12 protein-coding genes are annotated in these 18921 nt (G+C 65.2%); 3 read left to right on the top strand and 9 right to left on the bottom strand.

Annotated features, from left to right (window positions below):
- Positions 1–7 precede the first annotated feature (7 nt).
- From cobA to ACMGG8_RS25130, 8 genes are all read right to left on the bottom strand, one after another.
- Complete coding sequence (cobA, locus tag ACMGG8_RS25165) at positions 8–748, bottom strand: uroporphyrinogen-III C-methyltransferase (RefSeq protein WP_414158645.1); 741 nt, start codon at positions 746–748, stop codon at positions 8–10.
- 9 nt (positions 749–757) lie between these two features.
- Entirely contained in the window at positions 758–3475 is a 2718-nt protein-coding gene (locus ACMGG8_RS25160) for a molybdopterin-dependent oxidoreductase (protein ID WP_414158644.1), read from the bottom strand.
- A complete protein-coding gene (gene nirD / locus ACMGG8_RS25155) occupies positions 3475–3792 on the bottom strand; it encodes a nitrite reductase small subunit NirD (RefSeq protein ID WP_060838293.1) in 318 nt (105 codons plus the stop codon). Before nirD ends, ACMGG8_RS25160 begins: the two co-directional genes overlap by 1 nt.
- Positions 3789–6242 (bottom strand): nitrite reductase large subunit NirB, encoded by a 2454-nt coding sequence (gene nirB / locus ACMGG8_RS25150; protein WP_414158643.1) that lies wholly within the window; start codon positions 6240–6242, stop codon positions 3789–3791. The genes nirD and nirB overlap by 4 nt, the downstream gene beginning before the upstream one ends.
- 697 nt (positions 6243–6939) lie before the next feature.
- Complete coding sequence (locus tag ACMGG8_RS25145) at positions 6940–8610, bottom strand: protein kinase domain-containing protein (protein ID WP_414158642.1); 1671 nt, start codon at positions 8608–8610, stop codon at positions 6940–6942.
- Between the two features lie 7 nt (positions 8611–8617).
- Positions 8618–9829, bottom strand: a complete 1212-nt coding sequence (locus ACMGG8_RS25140; protein WP_060838296.1) for a nitrate/nitrite transporter — start codon at positions 9827–9829, stop codon at positions 8618–8620.
- A gap of 342 nt (positions 9830–10171) precedes the next feature.
- A complete protein-coding gene (locus tag ACMGG8_RS25135) occupies positions 10172–10747 on the bottom strand; it encodes an ANTAR domain-containing response regulator (protein ID WP_060838297.1) in 576 nt (191 codons plus the stop codon).
- A gap of 15 nt (positions 10748–10762) precedes the next feature.
- Entirely contained in the window at positions 10763–11974 is a 1212-nt protein-coding gene (locus tag ACMGG8_RS25130) for a CmpA/NrtA family ABC transporter substrate-binding protein (protein ID WP_414158641.1), read from the bottom strand.
- Positions 11975–12204: 230 nt separating this feature from the next.
- On the opposite strand from ACMGG8_RS25130, the gene ACMGG8_RS25125 reads away from it, so the two are divergent.
- Positions 12205–13224, top strand: coding sequence for a quinone-dependent dihydroorotate dehydrogenase (locus ACMGG8_RS25125; RefSeq protein WP_414158640.1), 1020 nt, complete (start codon positions 12205–12207; stop codon positions 13222–13224).
- Between the two features lie 130 nt (positions 13225–13354).
- Here the strand turns inward: ACMGG8_RS25125 and rmf are convergent, their stop codons facing one another.
- A complete protein-coding gene (gene rmf, locus ACMGG8_RS25120; RefSeq protein WP_016965693.1) occupies positions 13355–13570 on the bottom strand; it encodes a ribosome modulation factor in 216 nt (71 codons plus the stop codon).
- 545 nt (positions 13571–14115) lie between these two features.
- Here rmf and rlmKL point away from each other — a divergent pair.
- Both rlmKL and ACMGG8_RS25110 read left to right on the top strand, forming a co-directional pair.
- The gene (gene rlmKL / locus ACMGG8_RS25115; RefSeq protein WP_414158639.1) at positions 14116–16380 is read left to right on the top strand and encodes a bifunctional 23S rRNA (guanine(2069)-N(7))-methyltransferase RlmK/23S rRNA (guanine(2445)-N(2))-methyltransferase RlmL; all 2265 of its coding nucleotides are present in this window, start codon (positions 14116–14118) and stop codon (positions 16378–16380) included.
- Positions 16381–16517: 137 nt separating this feature from the next.
- A complete protein-coding gene (locus ACMGG8_RS25110; RefSeq protein WP_060838301.1) occupies positions 16518–18917 on the top strand; it encodes a diguanylate cyclase in 2400 nt (799 codons plus the stop codon).
- The last annotated feature ends 4 nt before the right edge of the window (positions 18918–18921 follow it).

The following is an 18921-nucleotide window of genomic DNA, read 5'->3' as shown; positions in this document are numbered from 1 at the left end:
CCTCGACTCAGGCTTGGCCGACGCAGACTTCAAGGGCGGACGCCGTGGCCGCCACAGCCCCAATCACCAGGATCGCCGGGCTTTTGAGCGCAAAGCGCTGGGCGTCCCGTTCCATCCCCGCCAGATCGCTGCGACATTCCCGCTGTTCAGGCAGCGAGGCGTTTTCAATCATCGCCACCGGCGTATCGGCCGCCAGGCCGCCTTCACGCAATTGCCCGGCAATCTCCGCCAGCTTGGCCACGCCCATGTAGATCACCAAGGTCGTGCCGCCTTGCGCCAGGGCCTGCCAGTTCAGGCGACTGTCATCCTGAGTGTGCGCGGTGACCAGGGTCACTCCCCGGGCGACGCCGCGCAGGGTCAGGGGAATCTCGCAGCGCGTGGCGCCCGCCAGCCCAGCGGTGATGCCATTGACCAGTTCCACCTCGATGCCCCGTTCCCTGAGCCACTGGGCTTCTTCGCCGCCGCGACCAAAGATGCACGGATCGCCGCCCTTGAGGCGCACCACGCAGCGCCCTTGCCGGGCATAGCGCAGCATCAGGCGATGAATGAAGGCTTGCGGGGTAGAGCGGCATCCTCCCCGTTTGCCGACGGCAATGACCCGTGCCCCGGGGCAGTGCGCCAGCACAGCGTGGTTCACCAGATCATCGATCAGCACCACCTCGGCCTCGCCAAGGGCACGCACCGCCTTGAGGGTCAACAGCTCCGGATCACCCGGTCCTGCGCCAACCAGCCAGACTTTTGCACTCATATTTACTCCTCACCCAGGGACGCTGGCAGGTTGCACTGCCGCCGCCAGCAGGCGCTTGATCTCCGGCACGCAGGAGCCACATTGGCTACCGCAACCCAATTGCTGTTTCAGTTGTTCAAGGTTCAAGCCTTCAGCGACACCGGCACAGACCGCCCGATAACCAACGCTCTTGCAGTTGCACAGGGTCCGTTCCCGTGTCCCGCCCAGGCCGCCGGCTTCCGGCGGGGCGCTCATCGGCGCCAGCAGCCAGCGGCGCAGTTGCTCATCGGCGCGGCCTTCGAGCCACAACTGCTGCAACCAGTGCTGGGCCAGGGTTTCCCCGGCCAGTCGGATCGCGGTGATCCGTCCTTGTTCGATACGCACGCGCTTGCCGATGGCTCGGCGCGGATCGTCGTAGGCCAGGACCGGCCCACCTTCCAGCCCCAACTGCTGGTCGATCAGCTTGAGCAATGCCGGCTGCGGCGCCTCCTGGTGGGCGGCACGGATCACCAGGGCCGGACGCTCGCGACCGCTCAGACTGAAGCTGACATAGGCAAAGGCTTCGCACAGGGGGCGCAGAACCTTGAAGTGGGCCTGTACCTCGCCTTCGATCAGGGCGAACAACTGCCAGGGCAACTGCACCGGTTCCAGGCGCACGCCGCTGTGCTTGAGCTCCGGCTGTTTTGACAGGGGATCGAAGGCCGGTTGAGTCACGGCGTTGACCCCGCCCTTGAGGAAGCGATCGCCCCAGTGCATCGGCAGGAACGCCTGGCCGGGGCGTACGCCGTCATCACTGGCGACGGCGACAATCACAGCGCCACGCCGACTTTTCAGGCTCACTAGATCGCCCTCGCGCAAGCGTTGCCGGCGCAACTCGTCCGGGTGCAGGCTCAGCAGCGCCTCGCTGACGTGGCCAAACAGTTGCGCCGCAGTGCCGGTGCGACTCATGCCGTGCCACTGGTCCCGCAGCCGGCCGGTGATCAGGGTCAGAGGGAAACGCGCGTCTCGCTGTTCCTTGGCGGCCACATAGGGATCGGCGATAAAGCGTGCACGGCCAGAGGCGGTGGGAAACACGCCGTCGCCATACAAGCGTGGCGTGCCCTGTGTCGCACTGGCGGGAAAGGGCCATTGCTGCGGGCCGAGGCGGTCGATCAGGTGGTGACTGAGGCCGGACAGATCCAGATCGCGGCCCTGAGTCAGGCCTTTGTACTCATCGAACAGCTGGGCCGCGCAATTGAAATCAAACAGGCTCGGCTGGCCGGGACGCAGGCGGCGCTCCAGGCGTTGGGCGAAGTCCAGGGTAATGGCCCAGTCAGGCCGCGCCTCGCCGGGCGCGGGCACCGCCTGGCGCACGTGAGAAACCCGGCGTTCCGAGTTGGTCACCGTGCCTTCTTTCTCCCCCCAGCTGGCGGCGGGCAGCAGCAGGTCGGCAAAGGCCGCGGTTTCCGTGGTGGCAAAAGCTTCCTGCAGGACCACGAAAGGGCAGGCTTGCAGCGCCGCCCGCACCGTATTCTGGTCCGGCAGCGATTGCGCCGGGTTGGTGCAGGCGATCCACAGGGCCTTGATCCGCCCACTGCGCAATTGTTCAAACAACTCGATGGCGCTCAACCCGGGGCGAGCGGGCAACTGCTCCACGCCCCAGTAGGCGGCGACTTCTGCGCGATGCTCGGGATCGGCGGCCTCCCGGTGCCCGGGGAGCAGGTTGCTCAGGCTGCCGGTTTCGCGCCCGCCCATGGCATTGGGCTGACCGGTGAGGGAGAAGGGGCCGGCGCCGGGGCGGCCGATCTGCCCGGTGGCCAGGTGCAGATTGATCAGCGCGCTGTTTTTTGCGCTGCCGGCGCTGGACTGATTCAAACCCATGCACCACAGGGACAGAAAACTCGCCGCGTTGCCGATCCATTGCGCGCACTGCTGCAATTGTTCGACGCTGATCCCGCACAGCTGCGCCACCATCGGCGGGGTGTAGTCGCGGACCAGGGCCTTGAGCTCGGCCAGGCCCTCGGTGTGCTCGCGGATGAAGTCGCGGTCGATCCAGTCTTCCCACAGCAGTAAATGGAGGAGACCGTGGAACAGGGCCACGTCGGTGCCGGGCAGGATCGCCAGGTGCAGGTCGGCCAGGTCGCAGGTATCGGTGCGACGCGGGTCGATCACCAGCACTTTCATCTGCGGGCGCCGGCTTTTGGCCTGTTCCAGGCGTCGGAACAGCACCGGATGGGCGTAGGCCATGTTGCTGCCGACGATCATCACGCAATCGCTCAGTTCCAGGTCCTCATAGCTGCAGGGCGGTGCATCGGCCCCCAGGCTGCGCTTGTAGCCCACCACCGCCGAGGACATGCACAGCCGCGAATTGCTGTCGATATTGTTGGTGCCCACCAGGGCCCGGGCCAGCTTGTTGAAGGCGTAGTAGTCCTCGGTCAGCAACTGCCCGGAGATGTAGAACGCCACGCTGTCCGGGCCGTGCTCGGCGATGGTTTGGGCAAATACCCCGGCGGCATGTTCCAGAGCGCTGTCCCAGTCGCAGCGGCTGCGGGCCAGATCCTTGCCCAGGCGCAGCTCCGGGTACAGGGCGCGGGCACCGGGGTCGCCGGTCAGGTGCAGGCTGGCGCCCTTGCTGCACAGCTTGCCGAAGTTGGCCGGGTGCGTCGGATCGCCGCTGACCCCGAGGATCTGCCGGCCGTCATGCTCGATCAGCACGCCGCAGCCGACTCCGCAGTAGCAACAGGTCGAGGCCGTGCTCTGGCGCGACATCACCCGGCATCCCGCAGGATCAGTTGCACCCGGCCAGCTTCCACCCGTGCCTGATGCCGGTGGGCGCAACCGATGTCCGGTGCCTGGGCCTCGCCGGACTCCAGGTCGATCTGCCAGTTGTGCAGGGGGCAGGCCACGCGCTTGCCGTAGATCAGCCCCTGGGACAGCGGGCCGCCCTTGTGCGGACAGCGATCGTCCAGGGCGAAGACCTGATCGTCGCCAGTACGAAAAATCGCGATATCGCCCCGGGGCCCCTTGATCACGCGTGAGCCCAGGGCATTGATCTCTTCCAGGGCGCAGATATCCAGCCAATTCATGCCGGCACCTCCAGTTGTTTCACGGGGATCGATTCGTACTCTTTTTTCAGTTGCGGCTCGGCCAGGCGCTGTTGCCATGGGTCCTGCTCGAAGGACAGGGCGAACTGCAAGCGCTCGTTCAGTGCCTTGCGCCGCTCGGGGTCCTCCAGCACGGCCTTTTTCACGTGCTCCATGCCGACCCGTTGCAGGTAGTGCACGGTGCGTTCGAGGTAGAAGGCCTCTTCGCGGTACAGCTGGAGGAACGCGCCGTTGTACTCGCGCACCTCTTCGGCGGTCTTGAGCTTGACGAAAAACTGCGCCACCTCGGTCTTGATCCCGCCGTTGCCGCCGATGTACATCTCCCAGCCGGAATCGACGCCGATGATCCCGACGTCCTTGATCCCGGCTTCCGAGCAGTTGCGCGGGCAGCCGGACACCGCCAGCTTGACCTTGTGCGGCGACCACATGTTGAACAGGTCGTGCTCCAGCTCGATGCCCAGCTGGGTGGAGTTCTGCGTGCCGAAGCGGCAGAACTCGCTGCCGACGCAGGTCTTCACGGTGCGGATGGACTTGCCGTAGGCGTGGCCGGACGGCATGTCCAGGTCCTTCCAGACCCCGGGCAAGTCCTCCTTGCGAATGCCCAGCAGGTCGATGCGCTGGCCGCCGGTGACCTTGACCATGGGCACCTGGTACTTGTCGGCCACGTCGGCGATGCGCCGCAGTTCGGAGGGATTGGTCACCCCGCCCCACATCCGCGGCACCACCGAATAGGTGCCGTCCTTCTGGATATTGGCGTGGGCCCGTTCGTTGATCAGCCGCGATTGCGGATCGTCCCGGGCTTCCCCGGGCCAGGTGGAAATCAGGTAGTAGTTCAGCGCTGGGCGGCAAGTGGCGCAGCCGTTGGCGGTGCGCCAGTTGAGGTAGCTCATGGTGCCGGCGATGGTCAGCAGGTGCTGTTCGCGGATCGCCTGGCGGATCTGTCCATGGTTCAGGTCGCTGCAGGCGCAGATGGCTTTTTCGCTTTTCGGCTTGACGTCCGCCGCGCCGCCCACGGTATTGATCAGGATCTGTTCCACCAGGCCGGTGCAGGAGCCGCAGGAGCTGGCGGCCTTGGTGTGTTTCTTGACCTCGTCGACGCTGAACAGCCCGTGCTCCTGAATCGCCTTGACGATGGTGCCCTTGCACACCCCGTTGCAGCCGCAGACTTCGGCGCTGTCGGCCATGCTCATGGCCTTGTCCTGGCCCTGATGGCCGACATCGCCCAGCGCCTGCTCGCCGAACATCAGGTGATCGCGGATTTCGCCGATGGCCTGCTGCTCGCGGATCTGCCGGAAGTACCAGCCGCCGTCCGCGGTGTCGCCATACAGGCAGGCGCCCACCAGCACGTCGTCCTTGATCACCAGCTTCTTGTACACCCCGCCAATGGGGTCGGCGAGGGTGATGGTTTCGGTGCCGTCGCCGCCCATGAAATCCCCGGCGGAAAACAGATCGATGCCGGTGACCTTCAACTTGGTCGAGGTCACCGAGCCCTGGTAGCGGGCGAAGCCCAGCTGGGCCAGGTGATTGGCGCAGACCTTGGCCTGTTCGAACAGCGGCGCCACCAGGCCGTAGGCGATGCCGCGGTGGCTGGCGCACTCGCCGAGGGCGTAGATGCGCGGGTCGAAGGTTTGCAGGGTGTCGTTGACCAGGATCCCGCGGTTGCACGGCAGGCCGGCCCGTTCCGCCAGCTCGGTGTTGGGGCGGATCCCGGCAGCCATCACCACCAGGTCGGCGGGGATGATGTCGCCATTGTTGAACTGCACCGACCCGACCCGGCCGTTGCCGGCATCGATCAGCGCCTGGGTCTGCTCGCTCAGGCGGAATTTCAGGCCGCGGCTTTCCAGGGCGCTCTGCAGCAACTGGCCGCTGGTCTGGTCCAGTTGCCGCTCCAGCAGCCACTGGCCAATGTGCACCACGGTCACGTCCATGCCTCGCAGCTTGAGGCCGTTGGCGGCTTCCAGGCCCAGCAGGCCGCCGCCGATCACCACCGCGTGCTGGTGGGTCCTGGCGGCGTCGATCATGGCCTGGGTGTCGGCGATATCGCGGTAGCCGATCACGCCCTGCAGGTCCTTGCCGGGAATCGGCAGGATAAAGGGCGTGGAGCCGGTGGCGATCAGCAGGCGGTCGTACTCGGCTTGGCTGCCGTCGTCGGCGATCACCCGGCGCTTGATCCGGTCGATTTCCACCACCTTGCGATTGAGCAGCAGCTTGATGTTGTGCTCCAGGTACCAGTCCAGGTCGTTGAGGACGATGTCCTCGAACGTCTGCTCGCCAGCCAGCACCGGCGACAGCAGGATGCGGTTGTAATTGGTGTGGGGCTCGGCGCCGAACACGGTGATGTCGTACAACTCGTCGCTCAGCTTGAGCAGTTCTTCCAGGGTGCGGACCCCGGCCATGCCGTTGCCGATCATCACCAGTTTGAGTTTTTTCATGGGCTTCTCCGGGGCCAGGCAGGTTCAGTGGGGCCTGGCTCGACAAACTGCGCGCAAACAAAAAAGGCGTCCCGTCAGTGGCCTGACGAGGACGCCTTTGTCCGATCCCGTTCTCTCGGGAAGCCGGCCTTCGTCGTTGAAGGCCAGGCTTGATGTCTGTTGCCTGATGTCATGCAGCGCTTGTGCCAGGTTGTCGAGGGCGCGGTTTTATCGGGCCCTGGTGACGATTCTGTGCCGACCGAGTCCGGCTGGCGCACCGAATCGAGGCGTCACGCCCTCTTTCGGCTCTTTGCGGCGGCTGCTGGGTGGGGGATCGCCAGGCAAGTCCTGCGGAGCTTTTCGCAGCCTCGCTTTGGCTCGACAGCGGCTACACCAGCTGCCAATGCTGAAGGGGTTTGGGTAGTTTCGCAGCCTCGCTTTGGCTCGACAGCGGCTACACCAGCTGCCAATGCTGAAGGGGTTTGGGTAGTTTCGCAGCCTCGCTTTGGCTCGACAGCGGCTACACCAGCTGCCAATGCTGAAGGGGTTTGGGTAGTTTCGCAGCCTCGCTTTGGCTCGACAGCGGTTACACCAGCTGCCAATAGGGGGGGGTAGCCGCTGCCGCAGGCTGCGAACGGCTCCGCAGGAGGCGTAGGTGGGGCTGAGGAGGCTGGAGGTTATCGGGAGATTGAAAGGTTGTGCCCGCCACCTGGTGGCGTCAGCGATGCAGCAGGGCCAGCAGCAACATCAGGTTCAGCAGCAGGGCGAGCAGGGCGATGCCTCGCCAGACCTTCAGCGGCTCCCGTTCCAGCCAGGGCCGCGGGCGGGGGCTCAGGCTGCGGCGTTCACCCTGTTCCAGCGCCAGCAGCCATTCTTCCGCCGTTTCATAGCGCTGGGCCGGGTCGGCACAGACTCCGCGTTCCAGGCTTTGCTCCAGCCATTCAGGCAGGTCTGGGCGGTAGCGGCTGGGAGGCACCGCGGCGCCGAAGCGCGGGCGCTGGAAGGCTTCGATCTCGCCGTGGGGATAGTGCCCGGTCAGCAGGTAATACAGGCTGACGCCCACCGCATAGAGGTCCTGTTGCGGGCTCGGAGGTTCGCCGGTGAAGGCTTCCGGGGCGATGTAGCCCGGGGTGCCGGGCAGCAGGTGCGCCGGGTCCGCCGACAAGCCCGGGCAGTAGGCCAGGCCGAAATCCAGAATCCGCAGTTCGCCGTCGTCCCCTAGCAGCAGGTTGTCCGGCTTGATGTCGCGATGCAGGATCTGCCGCCGGTGCAGCAGGCCAACGGCCCGCAACAGGCGCTCGGCCAGGGATTGCCACTGGTCCAGGGGCAAAGGGCCGCTGTGGCGAAACAGCTGTTGCAGGGTGCGCCCGGGGTGTTCGCGCATCAGGTAATACAGGTGCTGGCGCGCCGTGCCGCCGTGCACCTGGGGAAAGTGCCGCCCGGCCACGCGGCGCAGCAGCCACTCTTCGGAGAGCAACCCCTGGCAGGCCGCCCGGTCGTCGTGCAGGGCCGCCGGCAGGGTTTTCAGCAGCCAGGCCTGTTGCTGTTCGTCACGCACCCGATACAGCAGCGTTTGCCGGCTGTGGTTGAGCAGTGCCTCGACCTGCCAGCCCTCGAACTGCTGCCCCGGTTTCAGCGGCGGTGGCAGGGGCCATTGCCGCAGGTGCAGCAGGGCATCGCCAATGCTGCGTTCCCCCAGTGCGTCGACCCGCACCAGCAGTGCGCTGGCATTGTCCTGGCTGCCGGCCAGGTGCGCGGCACTGACCAGGGTGGCCACCGCGCGGTCCAGGTCCGGCTGGTCGCGCAGGATGGCGGCGATGGCGCTGTCGCCCAGGGTGGCCCAGACGCCGTCGCTGAGCATCAGGAAGCATTCGCCCTGGCGCAGTTCGCCATCGAGAAAATCCACCACCAGGTGCTGGTCCAGGCCCAGGGCGCGCTTGAGCACATGCTGCATGCCCGGTTGCTCCCAGACATGGTCCTGGCTGATGCGTTGCAGTTGCTGCTGGTGCCAGCGATAGACCCGGCAGTCGCCGACATGGGCCAGGGTGAAGCGCTGCCCTCGCAACACCAGGGCGCTGAGGGTGGTGAGCAGGGGCTGGCCGCCGCCATTGGCCTGGAGCCAGCGATTCTGCGCGCTCAGCAGGCGTTCCAGGGCTTCGGCCACGGCCCAGGTCTGCGGGGTGGCGTAGTAGTCCAGGGCCAGGGCCTGCAGGCTGGAACGCGCGGCGAGGCCGCCATCGGCACATTGGCTGACGCCATCGGCGATGGCGAACAGCAGTCCTTTGCTGGCGGCCAGCTCCGGCGCCGGGGTGACCCGGCGCAGGGCGTCCTGGTTCTCCGCCCGCGGGCCGCTGGCGCTGGCCTCGGCGTGACTCAGTTGCAGGCCCATGACCTGCTCAGACCCGTGCTGCGGTGACGGCGGCGGAGCCCCAGGTGGTTCTCCAGCGGCGCTTGACCCCATGCAGGCCGAACCAGGCCAGGACTCCGAGGCTGGCGAACAGCCACAGGGCCAGTTGGTAGCTGCCGCTGCTCTGCTTGATGGCGCCCATGCCCGCGGCCAGGGCGAAACCGCCGATGCCCCCGGCCATGCCGATCAGTCCGGTCATGACCCCGATTTCCCGGCGAAAGCGCTGCGGCACCAGTTGAAACACCGCGCCATTGCCCGCGCCCAGGCCCAGCATGGTGCAGACGAACAAGGCCAGTGCGGCGTAGGAGCTGGGCAGGTTGAAACCCACGGCGGCGATGCACACCACGGCCACGCCGTACATCGCCAGCAAGGTGCGGATGCCGCCGAAGCGGTCGGCCAGGGCGCCGCCCAGGGGGCGCATCAGGCTGCCGCCGAAGACGCAGGCGGCGGTGTAGTAGCCGGCGGTCACCGGGCTCAGGCCGTACTGGTCGTTGAAGTAGCCGGGCAAGGCGCTGGCCAGGCCGATGAAGCCGCCGAAGGTCACGCTGTAGAAAAACATGAACCACCAGCTGTCACGGTCGCCCAGGGCCTTGAAGTAGTCGCCCATGGACTTGGCGCGAGGGCGCTCGGGAGCGTTTCGCGCCAGCCAGGCGAACAGCGCCAGGGTCAGGATCAGCGGGATCAGGGCGAAGCCGAAGACATTGCTCCAGCCGAAAGCCGCCGCCAGCAGCGGGGCGATCAGGGCGGCGAACACGGTGCCGGAGTTGCCGGCACCGGCGATGCCCATGGCCTTGCCCTGGTGTTGCGGCGGATACCATTGTGAGGCCAGGGGCAGGGCCACTGCGAAGGAAGCACCGGCCATGCCGAGGAACACCCCCAGCAACAATGCTTGTTCATAGCTGTGGATGCCCAGTTTCCAGGCCACGAACAGGGCGCCGATGACTATCACCTGGCCGATCAGGCCGGCGGTTTTCGGTGACAGGCGGTCGGCCAGCAGGCCCATGATGAAGCGCAGCACAGCACCGGCGAGGATTGGCGTCGCCACCATCAGGCCGCGTTGCTGGGTGCTCAGGTGCAGATCGGCGGCGATCTGCACCGCCAGAGGGCCCAGCAGGTACCAGACCATGAAGCTCAGGTCGAAATACAGGAAGGCTGCAAACAGGGTCGGGGTATGGCCGGATTTCCAGAAGCTTGAATTCATCGCGCACCTCAGCTGATAGGGGTCGTTGGAGCCGTCATGAGCTTGCAGGTGGAGCGCCGTGCAGCCGCGCCACCGGCCCCGTTCAGTGGGGCCAGAACGACAAAGACGTCGGCGTCCGGCTCGCGGTGGGCGAGCAGGGCGCGCGACGTCTTTGTCGTAGGTGGGCAACCGCCGTTGGTTACCGTTGTGGATTTGATAGCAAGAGCCGAGCCAACCGGCGGCCATGTTGGCTGGCATGGGCAGGCTCGCTGTAGGAGCTGGCTTGCCAGCGAAGGCGCCCTCAAGACTGGCACAAGGTTCAGAGGCCTATTCGCCGGCAAGCCGGCTCCTACGGGGCGCAGGTCAGCCCAGCAGTTCCTGCATGGCGATGATCTGTTCCGCCACCTGGATCAGTTTCTGCTGCCTGCTCATGGCCTGGCGGCGCATCAGGGTGTAGGCCTGTTCTTCGTCGCAGTCCTTCATTTTCATCAGCAGGCCCTTGGCCAGTTCGATGCGCTTGCGTTCGGCCAGTTGCTGGTCCCGGGCCTGGAGTTGCGCGCGCAGGGCCTGGTCGCTTTCAAAGCGCGCCATGGCCACGTCGAGGATGGGTTGCAGGCGCTGGACCTGGATGCCTTCGACGATATAGGCGCTGACCCCGGACTTGATCGCCTGGCGCATCACCCCCGGGTCGTGTTCGTCGGTGAACATCACGATGGGTCGGGGCTGGTCGCGGCTGACCAGCACCACTTGCTCCATGACGTCGCGGCTGGGTGATTCGGTATCGATCAGGATCACGTCCGGACGCACTGTTTCGACGCGTCCGGGCAGATCGATGGTCAGGCCGGATTCGTCGATCACCTCGAAGCCGGCCTCGCTCAGAGCAGCCTTGAGCCGGCCGACTTTCTTCGCGGTGTCGTTGATCAGCAGGATACGCAGCATGGTGGCGGGCTCCGGTCAGCGCTGGGCGACAAGGGACGGTGAGTCGTTGAGGGCGTGCAGGCGGAAGCTGCGGGCATAGGCGGCAGGCTGTGAACCGTCCCAGACCTTGCCGTCGATCAGTTGGCTGCTGCGCATGTCCTGGCCCCAGGCGGCGATGCCCAGCGCGCCAGCGGCTTCGCGGTACAGCTCCAGCTGTTGCACCTGGCGCGCGACGCCGAGGTAGTCCGGGTCCTCGCGCAGCAGGCCCCAGCGGCGGAACTGGGTCATGAACCACATGCCGTCGGACAGGTAGGGCAGGTTGACGGTGCCGTGCTGGTGAAAGCGCAGGGCATGAGGGTCCTGCCAGCGATTGCCCAGGCCGTCGGCGTAGTCCCCCAGCAGTCGCGGTTCGATGCAGGCCAGCGGGGCATTCAGGTAGTCGGCGGCGCTCAGGAGCTGGGCGGTGCTGCGGCGGTTTTCCGGACTTTGCTCGATGAAGCGGCTGGCTTCGAGGATCGCCATCACCAGGGCGCGGGCGGTGTTGGGGTATTGCTCGACGAAGGCGCGGGTGCAGCCGAGGACCTTTTCCGGGTGGTCGGGCCAGATCGCCTGGCTGGTGGCCAGGGTGAAGCCCAGGTCCTGCTGCACCGCGCTGGCGCTCCACGGCTCGCCGACACAGAAACCGTCGATGCGCCCGGCCTGCAGGTGGGCGACCATCTGCGGCGGCGGCACCACCACGCTGTCGACATCCTGCAGCGGGTGGATGCCCTGGCTGGCCAGCCAGTAGTAGAGCCACATGGCGTGGGTGCCGGTGGGGAAGGTCTGGGCGAAGGTCAGGCGCGCCCGGCTTTGGTGCACGTGGCGGTCGAGTGCTTCAGGGCTGGTCACCTTGAGGGCCTGCAGCTCGCGGGACAGGTTGATGCTCTGGCCGTTCTGGTTCAGGCCCATGAGCACCGCCATGTCGCAGGGGCTGGTCCCGCCGATGCCCAGGTGCACCGCGTAGATCAGGCCGTACAGGCTGTGGGTGGCATCCAGTTCGCCGCTCACCAGCTTGTCCCGCAGGCTGGCCCAGGAGCTCTGGCGCTTGAGGTTCAGGGTCAGTCCGTAGGGCTGGGCGAAGCCCTGGGTGGCGGCGACCACCACCGAGGCGCAATCGGTCAGGGCCATGAAGCCCAGGTCGATGGCGGACTTTTCCGGGGCATCGCTGCCGTTGACCCAGGCCAGCGGGGTGTTTGGGCGTTCAGTCATGACGGGGCACCTTGCATAAAAAAGCGTCGTACCCGCGGGCCGGGCCAAGCCCGCGCAGGTGACGACGCCGTTGTCCTTGAGCCCGGGCCGCCATTGGCTCGGGTTTGATGCGCAAAAGGGGTGCAAGGCATATGCCATTGCCGGGGATTTGCTTGTGCGCCTCGCCTGCAAGCCCCGGGCGCGGCTATAATCGGCGGCCAATTTCGCCGCCAACCGAGTTCATCCCGCCCATGTATACCCTGGCCCGCCAGCTGCTGTTCAAACTCTCCCCGGAAACCTCCCACGATCTGTCCCTGGACCTGATCGGTGCGGGCGGGCGTTTGGGGCTTAACGGTCTGCTGTGCAAGGCGCCGGCCCAGTTGCCGGTCAAGGTCATGGGCCTGGAGTTTGCCAACCCGGTGGGTCTGGCCGCCGGCCTGGACAAGAACGGTGCGGCCATCGACGGCTTTGCCCAGCTGGGTTTCGGTTTTGTCGAGATCGGCACCGTCACCCCGCGTCCGCAGCCGGGCAATCCCAAGCCGCGGATCTTCCGCCTGCCCCAGGCCGAAGCCATCATCAATCGCATGGGCTTCAACAACCTGGGGGTCGATAACCTGCTGTCGCGAGTTGCCGCTTCGTCATACAAGGGCGTGCTGGGGATCAATATTGGCAAGAACTTCGATACCCCGGTGGAGCGGGCGGTGGACGACTACCTGATCTGCCTGGACAAGGTCTACGCCCATGCCAGCTATGTCACGGTCAACGTCAGCTCGCCCAACACGCCGGGGCTGCGCAACCTGCAATTTGGCGAGTCGCTCAAACAGCTTTTGGCAGCCCTGAGCCGGCGCCAGCAGGAGCTGGCGGTTATCCACGGCAAGCGGGTGCCGCTGGCGATCAAGATCGCTCCGGACATGAGCGACGAAGAAACCGTGGAAGTGGCCCGGGCCTTGCTGGAAACCGGCATGGATGCGGTGATCGCCACCAACACCACCCTGAGTCGCGAAGGCGTCGAAGGCCTGGAGCATGGTGATGAGGCGGGCGGCCTGTCAGGCGCGCCGGTGCGCGACAAGAGCACCCATACGGTCAAGGTGTTGGCCGCCGAGCTGGCCGGCCGTTTGCCGATCATTGCCGTGGGCGGCATCACCGAAGGCAAGCACGCGGCTGAGAAAATCGCCGCGGGTGCCAGCCTGGTGCAGCTGTATTCGGGCTTCATCTATAAGGGCCCGGCGTTGATTCGCGAGTCGGTGGACGCTATCGCGGCCATGGGCTGAGAGGGCAAGGACGGCAGGCATAAAAAAGGGCTCCTCGAAGGAGCCCCTGGGCCGAAGCCCGCCGCCCGGATGGGGCGTGCGTGGTTAAGTCGTCATCTATTCAAGTTGTAGGTGTCGGAATGTGCCCTGATCAGCCGACAGCGCGAAGTTCGTTGAGTCTGTGGATGCCCGCAGTGCCTGTCATACCGTCCCAGTTGTCGCCGCGTCCTTCGCGCCAGCCGTTGATCCAGGCTTGGCGTACCGACGGTAGAGTAAATGGGCAAAGCTCACGGGACTTGCCATTAACGCCATACTGATATCCGCGTAAAAATGCTCTTTCCAACGGATCACGCTTTAGTCTTCTCATAGGGTGTTTCCCTCACTTGTTGACTGCTTTATGTCCCGTCGACCTTCTTCTGAGGTCGGGCAGAATGTCTCTGCCGTTGGTGCTCGCTGCCGGCGTGGCGAGCTTTGATGTTGACGTCATTGCGGCGTCAACCTGTGGTGAGTTCTAACCAATAGGTCACAGCAAGTGAATGATCGTTTTGTCATAAGGACGTAACGATATTGCTGTCCAGGCCATAAGCCGGGAGTGGTTTTGTCGCCTGTTTGTCAGGCGAAGCCCGCTGTGATCAGCCTCTGACTAGATGATGAGGTTAATGCTTTAGTGAGAATGTCGAACGGTTGCACTCAACTACTATTCGACGAAGGGTCGACTTATGTCATTTTGTTGCCCTGACTTTTTATCTGTCCCGGCCTCAAAGCTCTTTTGCCCTGCAAGAAAGCCTGCCTGCCGGGGTGGGACGGCACAGTTTCGTGCCACACGAGCGCTCTTGAAGAAAAGCGCTTGATTGAAAACCGAGCGGGCGATGCGTTGCCCGTTCACTTATTGCCAAAGGCTCTGGTACTCCCATGTCGGATCGTTACGAACTCTTCCTCACCTGTCCCAAAGGCCTTGAAGGCCTGCTGATCGAGGAAGCCGTCGGGCTTGGCCTTGAGCAAGCGCGTGAGCACACTTCTGCCGTGCGCGGCATGGCCGACATGGAGACGGCCTATCGCCTGTGCCTGTGGTCGCGCCTGGCCAACCGGGTGCTGCTGGTGCTCAAGCGCTTCCCGATGAAGGATGCCGAGGACCTCTACCACGGCGTGCTGGATGTCGACTGGCAGGACCACATGCTGGCTGACGGCACCCTGGCGGTGGAATTCAGCGGCCATGGTTCGGGGATCGACAACACCCACTTCGGCGCCTTGAAGGTCAAGGACGCCATCGTCGACAAACTGCGCACCCCGACCGGCGAGCGTCCTTCGGTGGACAAGCTCAACCCGGATTTGCGCATCCACCTGCGCCTGGATCGCGGCGAAGCCATTCTCTCCCTGGACCTGTCCGGCCACAGCCTGCACCAGCGTGGCTATCGTCTGCAGCAAGGCGCCGCGCCGCTCAAGGAAAACCTGGCGGCGGCGATCCTGATCCGTGCCGGCTGGCCACGTATTGCCGCCCAGGGCGGCGCCCTGGCCGACCCGATGTGCGGTGTCGGCACCTTCCTGGTGGAAGCCGCGATGATCGCCGCCGACATCGCGCCCAACCTCAAGCGCGAGCAGTGGGGCTTCACCGCCTGGCTCGGCCACGTGCCGGCGCTGTGGCGCAAGCTGCATGACGAAGCGCTGGCCCGGGCCCAGGCCGGCCTGGCCAGGCCGCCGTTGTGGATCCGTGGTTATGAGGCCGATCCGCGCCTGATCCAGCCGGGTCGCAACAACGTCGAGCGTGCCGGCCTGAGCGATTGGATCAAGATCTATCAGGGTGAAGTCGGCACCTTCGAACCGCGTCCGGACCAGAACCAGAAAGGCCTGGTGATCTGCAACCCGCCCTACGGCGAGCGCCTGGGTGATGAAGCCAGCCTGCTGTACCTCTACCAGAACCTCGGTGAACGCCTGCGTCAGGCCTGTCTCAACTGGGAGGCGGCGGTGTTCACCGGCGCTCCGGACCTGGGCAAGCGCATGGGCATCCGCAGCCACAAGCAGTACTCGTTCTGGAACGGCGCCTTGCCGTGCAAGCTGTTGCTGATCAAGGTCCTGCCGGATCAGTTCGTCACCGGCGAGCGGCGCACCGCCGAACAGCGTCAGGTGGAACGCGAGCAGGCCCAGGCCGCCGCGGACGAGGCACCAGTGCGCCAGTTCAACAAGAATGGCAATCCGATCAAGCCGGCACCGGCTCCGGCCCCGGTGGTCGAACAGGCACGCTTGAGCGAAGGCGGGCAGATGTTCGCCAACCGCCTGCAGAAGAACCTCAAGCTGCTGGGCAAATGGGCCAAGCGCGAAGGCGTCGAGTGCTACCGGGTCTACGATGCCGACATGCCGGAATACTCCCTGGCCATCGATCTGTATCAGGACTGGGTGCACGTGCAGGAATACGCGGCGCCCAAGTCGGTGGACCCGGAGAAGGCCCAGGCCCGTCTGTTCGATGCCCTGGCGGCGATTCCCCAGGCGCTGAACGTGGACAAGAGCCGGGTGGTGATCAAGCGTCGCGAGCGTCAGAGCGGCACCAAGCAATACGAGCGCCAGAGTGCCCAGGGCCAGTTCACCGAAGTCCGCGAAGGCGGGGTCAAGCTGCTGGTGAACCTCACCGACTACCTGGATACCGGGCTGTTCCTCGATCACCGGCCGATGCGCATGCGGATTCAGCAGGAGGCCGCCGGCAAGCGCTTCCTCAATCTGTTCTGCTACACCGCCACGGCCAGCGTGCATGCGGCCAAGGGCGGGGCGCGCAGCACCACCAGTGTCGACCTGTCGAAAACCTACCTGGACTGGGCGCGACGCAACTTCTCGCTCAACGGTTTCTCCGACAAGAACCGCCTGGAGCAGGGCGACGTGATGGCCTGGCTGGACAGCTGCCGCGACGAGTTCGACCTGATCTTCATCGACCCGCCGACCTTCTCCAACTCCAAGCGCATGGAAGGGGTGTTCGACGTGCAGCGCGACCAGGTGCAGTTGCTGGACCTGGCAATGGCGCGCCTGGCCCCAGGTGGCGTGCTGTACTTCTCCAACAACTTCCGCAAGTTCCAGTTGGATGAGAACCTCGCGACGCATTATCAGGTCGAAGAGATCACGGCAAAAACCATCGACCCGGATTTTGCCCGCAACAGCAAGATTCACCGGGCCTGGAAAATCACCGCCCGCTGATGGCCGGATAAGTCCCCCAAGGCCCGATTTTTCGGGCTTTGGAGGCTGTTTAGCGCTGGTCAAATTAATGGCTAATGGCTATAACTCTCACTTGATCCGGATGACACCCAAACTCGCTGGCGTGATGAGTTCTACTTATGCCGTTGCATGTGGTACGCCCGAAAATCCTGGGTTTCATTAGTGAAGAGGTCTCGGCCTGGCTGGTGGCGGTGCTGGTGTTGCTCGCGGGCAGCATTCTCACCGGACTCTTGGCCTGGTCCACTTACAACCTGAACAAGCAGCAGTTGCGCCAGCGCTTTCAGTTGCTGGTCAGCGAACGCTACAGCCGCATCGAAGAGCGCTTTCAAGACCAGGAGCAACGCCTGGACGGTTTGCGGCGTTTCTTTGTCAATTCCGATCATGTGACTCGCCAGGACTTCGAGGGGTACGCCAAGCCTCTGCTGCGTCGTACTCAGGCCTATGCCTTTGCGCCGCTGATCAGTCGTGCCCAGCGGGCGGATTTCGAGCAGGCGGTGCGCCGTGAGGGGCAGCCGGGATTTGCCATCGTGCAACTGAACGCGGCGGGGCAGATGGAGCCGGCCGGTGACCAGGATGAGTACGCGCCGGTGCTCTACAGCCAGACCCAGAGTCCCTTGGGCTCGCCCCTGGGGTATGACCTGCTGGCCCAGCCGCTGCGTCGGGCCACGCTGGAGCGTGCCCGGGTGCTCAATGGCCTGGCGGTTTCGCCGCCGATGCATCTGGTGGCGGTGGATCCGGCCTATGCCCGCGGGGTGCTGCTGGCGGCGCCGGTCAGGCGCGCCCTGGATGACCCATCGCCCCAGGGCAGGCCCTATGGCTATGTGCTGGCGGTGATCAGCCTGCGGCAACTGGTGGCGGACGGCTTGCCGGCCTCGGCCAGTGACAACCTGTCGGTGCGGATCCTCGATCTGTCCGCCGAGGGCCAGCATGAGGTGCTGTATGAATCGAACAACCTGCCGGTCACCAGTCACCTGAGTGCCAGCCGTCTGCTGCGGCTGGCGGATCGGGATTATCAAGTGGAAATCCGCCCCAGCGCGGCGTTCCTGCATGCCAATCATTCTTCATTGACCAGCCTGGTGATCCTCGGCAGCTTGCTCAGCCTGCTGCTCAGCGCCTTGCTCTACGTGCTGGTGAGTCAGCGGCAACGGGCCCTGGCCCTGGTCGAACAGCGCACCGGTGAGCTGCGCAGTCGCGAGCAGGAGCTGCGCGGGACCCACAGTCAGTTGCGCAGCGTGCTCAATGCCGCCACCCAGGTGGCGATCATCGCCACCGACTTGCGCGGGGTCATCAGCACCTTCAATGCCGGCGCCGAGCAGATGCTGGGTTACCGCAGCAGCGAGGCGGTGGGGCACCTGACCCTGGAAAGCCTGCACCTGCCCCAGGAGCTGGAAGCATGGGCCCACAGCCTCAGCCAGCGCTATGGCAAGCCCATCGAGGTGTCCCGGGCGATGCTGGTGGAAGAGGGCATGGCCGGTGGGCATGAGGCCCGGGAATGGACCCTGGTGCGACGCGACGGTAGCCACCTGCAAGTGAACATGCTGGCGACCCCGGTGCTGGACGATCAGGGGCTGTGGATCGGCCACCTGGCGATCTGCATCGATATCACCGAGCGTAAGCGGGTGCATGAAGCCCTGGCGGCCAGGGACCGGTTGCTGAACAGGCTCAGTGCCCATGTTCCCGGCGGCATCTATCAGTTCAAGCTGGACGCCGATGGCCATGCCAGCTTTACCTACGCCAGCGATGGCATTCGCGAGATCTACGAGATCGAGCCGCAGTTGCTGCAGGAGGATGCCGAGGCGGTGTTTGGGCGGATCCATCCCGAGGATGTGCAACGGGTACGCGAGTCGATCCGGATTTCCGCCCAGCAGTTGAGTCCATGGCGCGAGGAATACCGGGTCTGCCTGCCGCAACGGGGGTTGCGCTGGATGCGCGGGGCGGCGACCCCGGAAAGCCTGAGTGGTGGTGGGGTTCTATGGCACGGCTATATCTCGGATATCTCCGATCTCAAGCGGGTCGAGGAAGAACTGCGGGCCTTGTCGGTCACCGATTCGCTGACCGGAATTCACAACCGGCGCTATTTCCAGGAGCAGTTGCAGAGCGAAATGCAGCGCCTGGAGCGGGGTGGCGGCGAAATGGCGGTGATCATGCTGGATGTCGACCACTTCAAGCGGATCAACGACCAGTACGGCCACGGCGTGGGGGACCAGGTGCTGCGAGGGCTGTGCGAGCGCATTGGCCGGCGGCTGCGACGCACCGATGTGTTCTGCCGTCTGGGGGGCGAGGAGTTCATGGTTCTGTGCCCGGACACCAGCGCCCGCCAGGCGCTGATCCTGGCCCAGGAGCTGTGGCAAGGCTTGCGCAGTTCGCCGATCGCGCCGGTGGGCAGGGTCACCGCCAGTTTCGGTATCGCCAGCTGGCGTGAGGGCGAGGGGGCCGATGGCTTGCTGTTGCGGGCCGACTCCGGGGTCTATGCCGCCAAGCAGGCCGGCCGCGACCGGGTTCAGGCCGAGTTTCCCTGAACGG

Source organism: Pseudomonas sp. BNK-45 (assembly GCF_047456255.1).
Classification (GTDB): Bacteria; Pseudomonadota; Gammaproteobacteria; order Pseudomonadales; family Pseudomonadaceae; genus Aquipseudomonas.
This window is presented reverse-complemented; position numbering and strand designations above follow the sequence as displayed.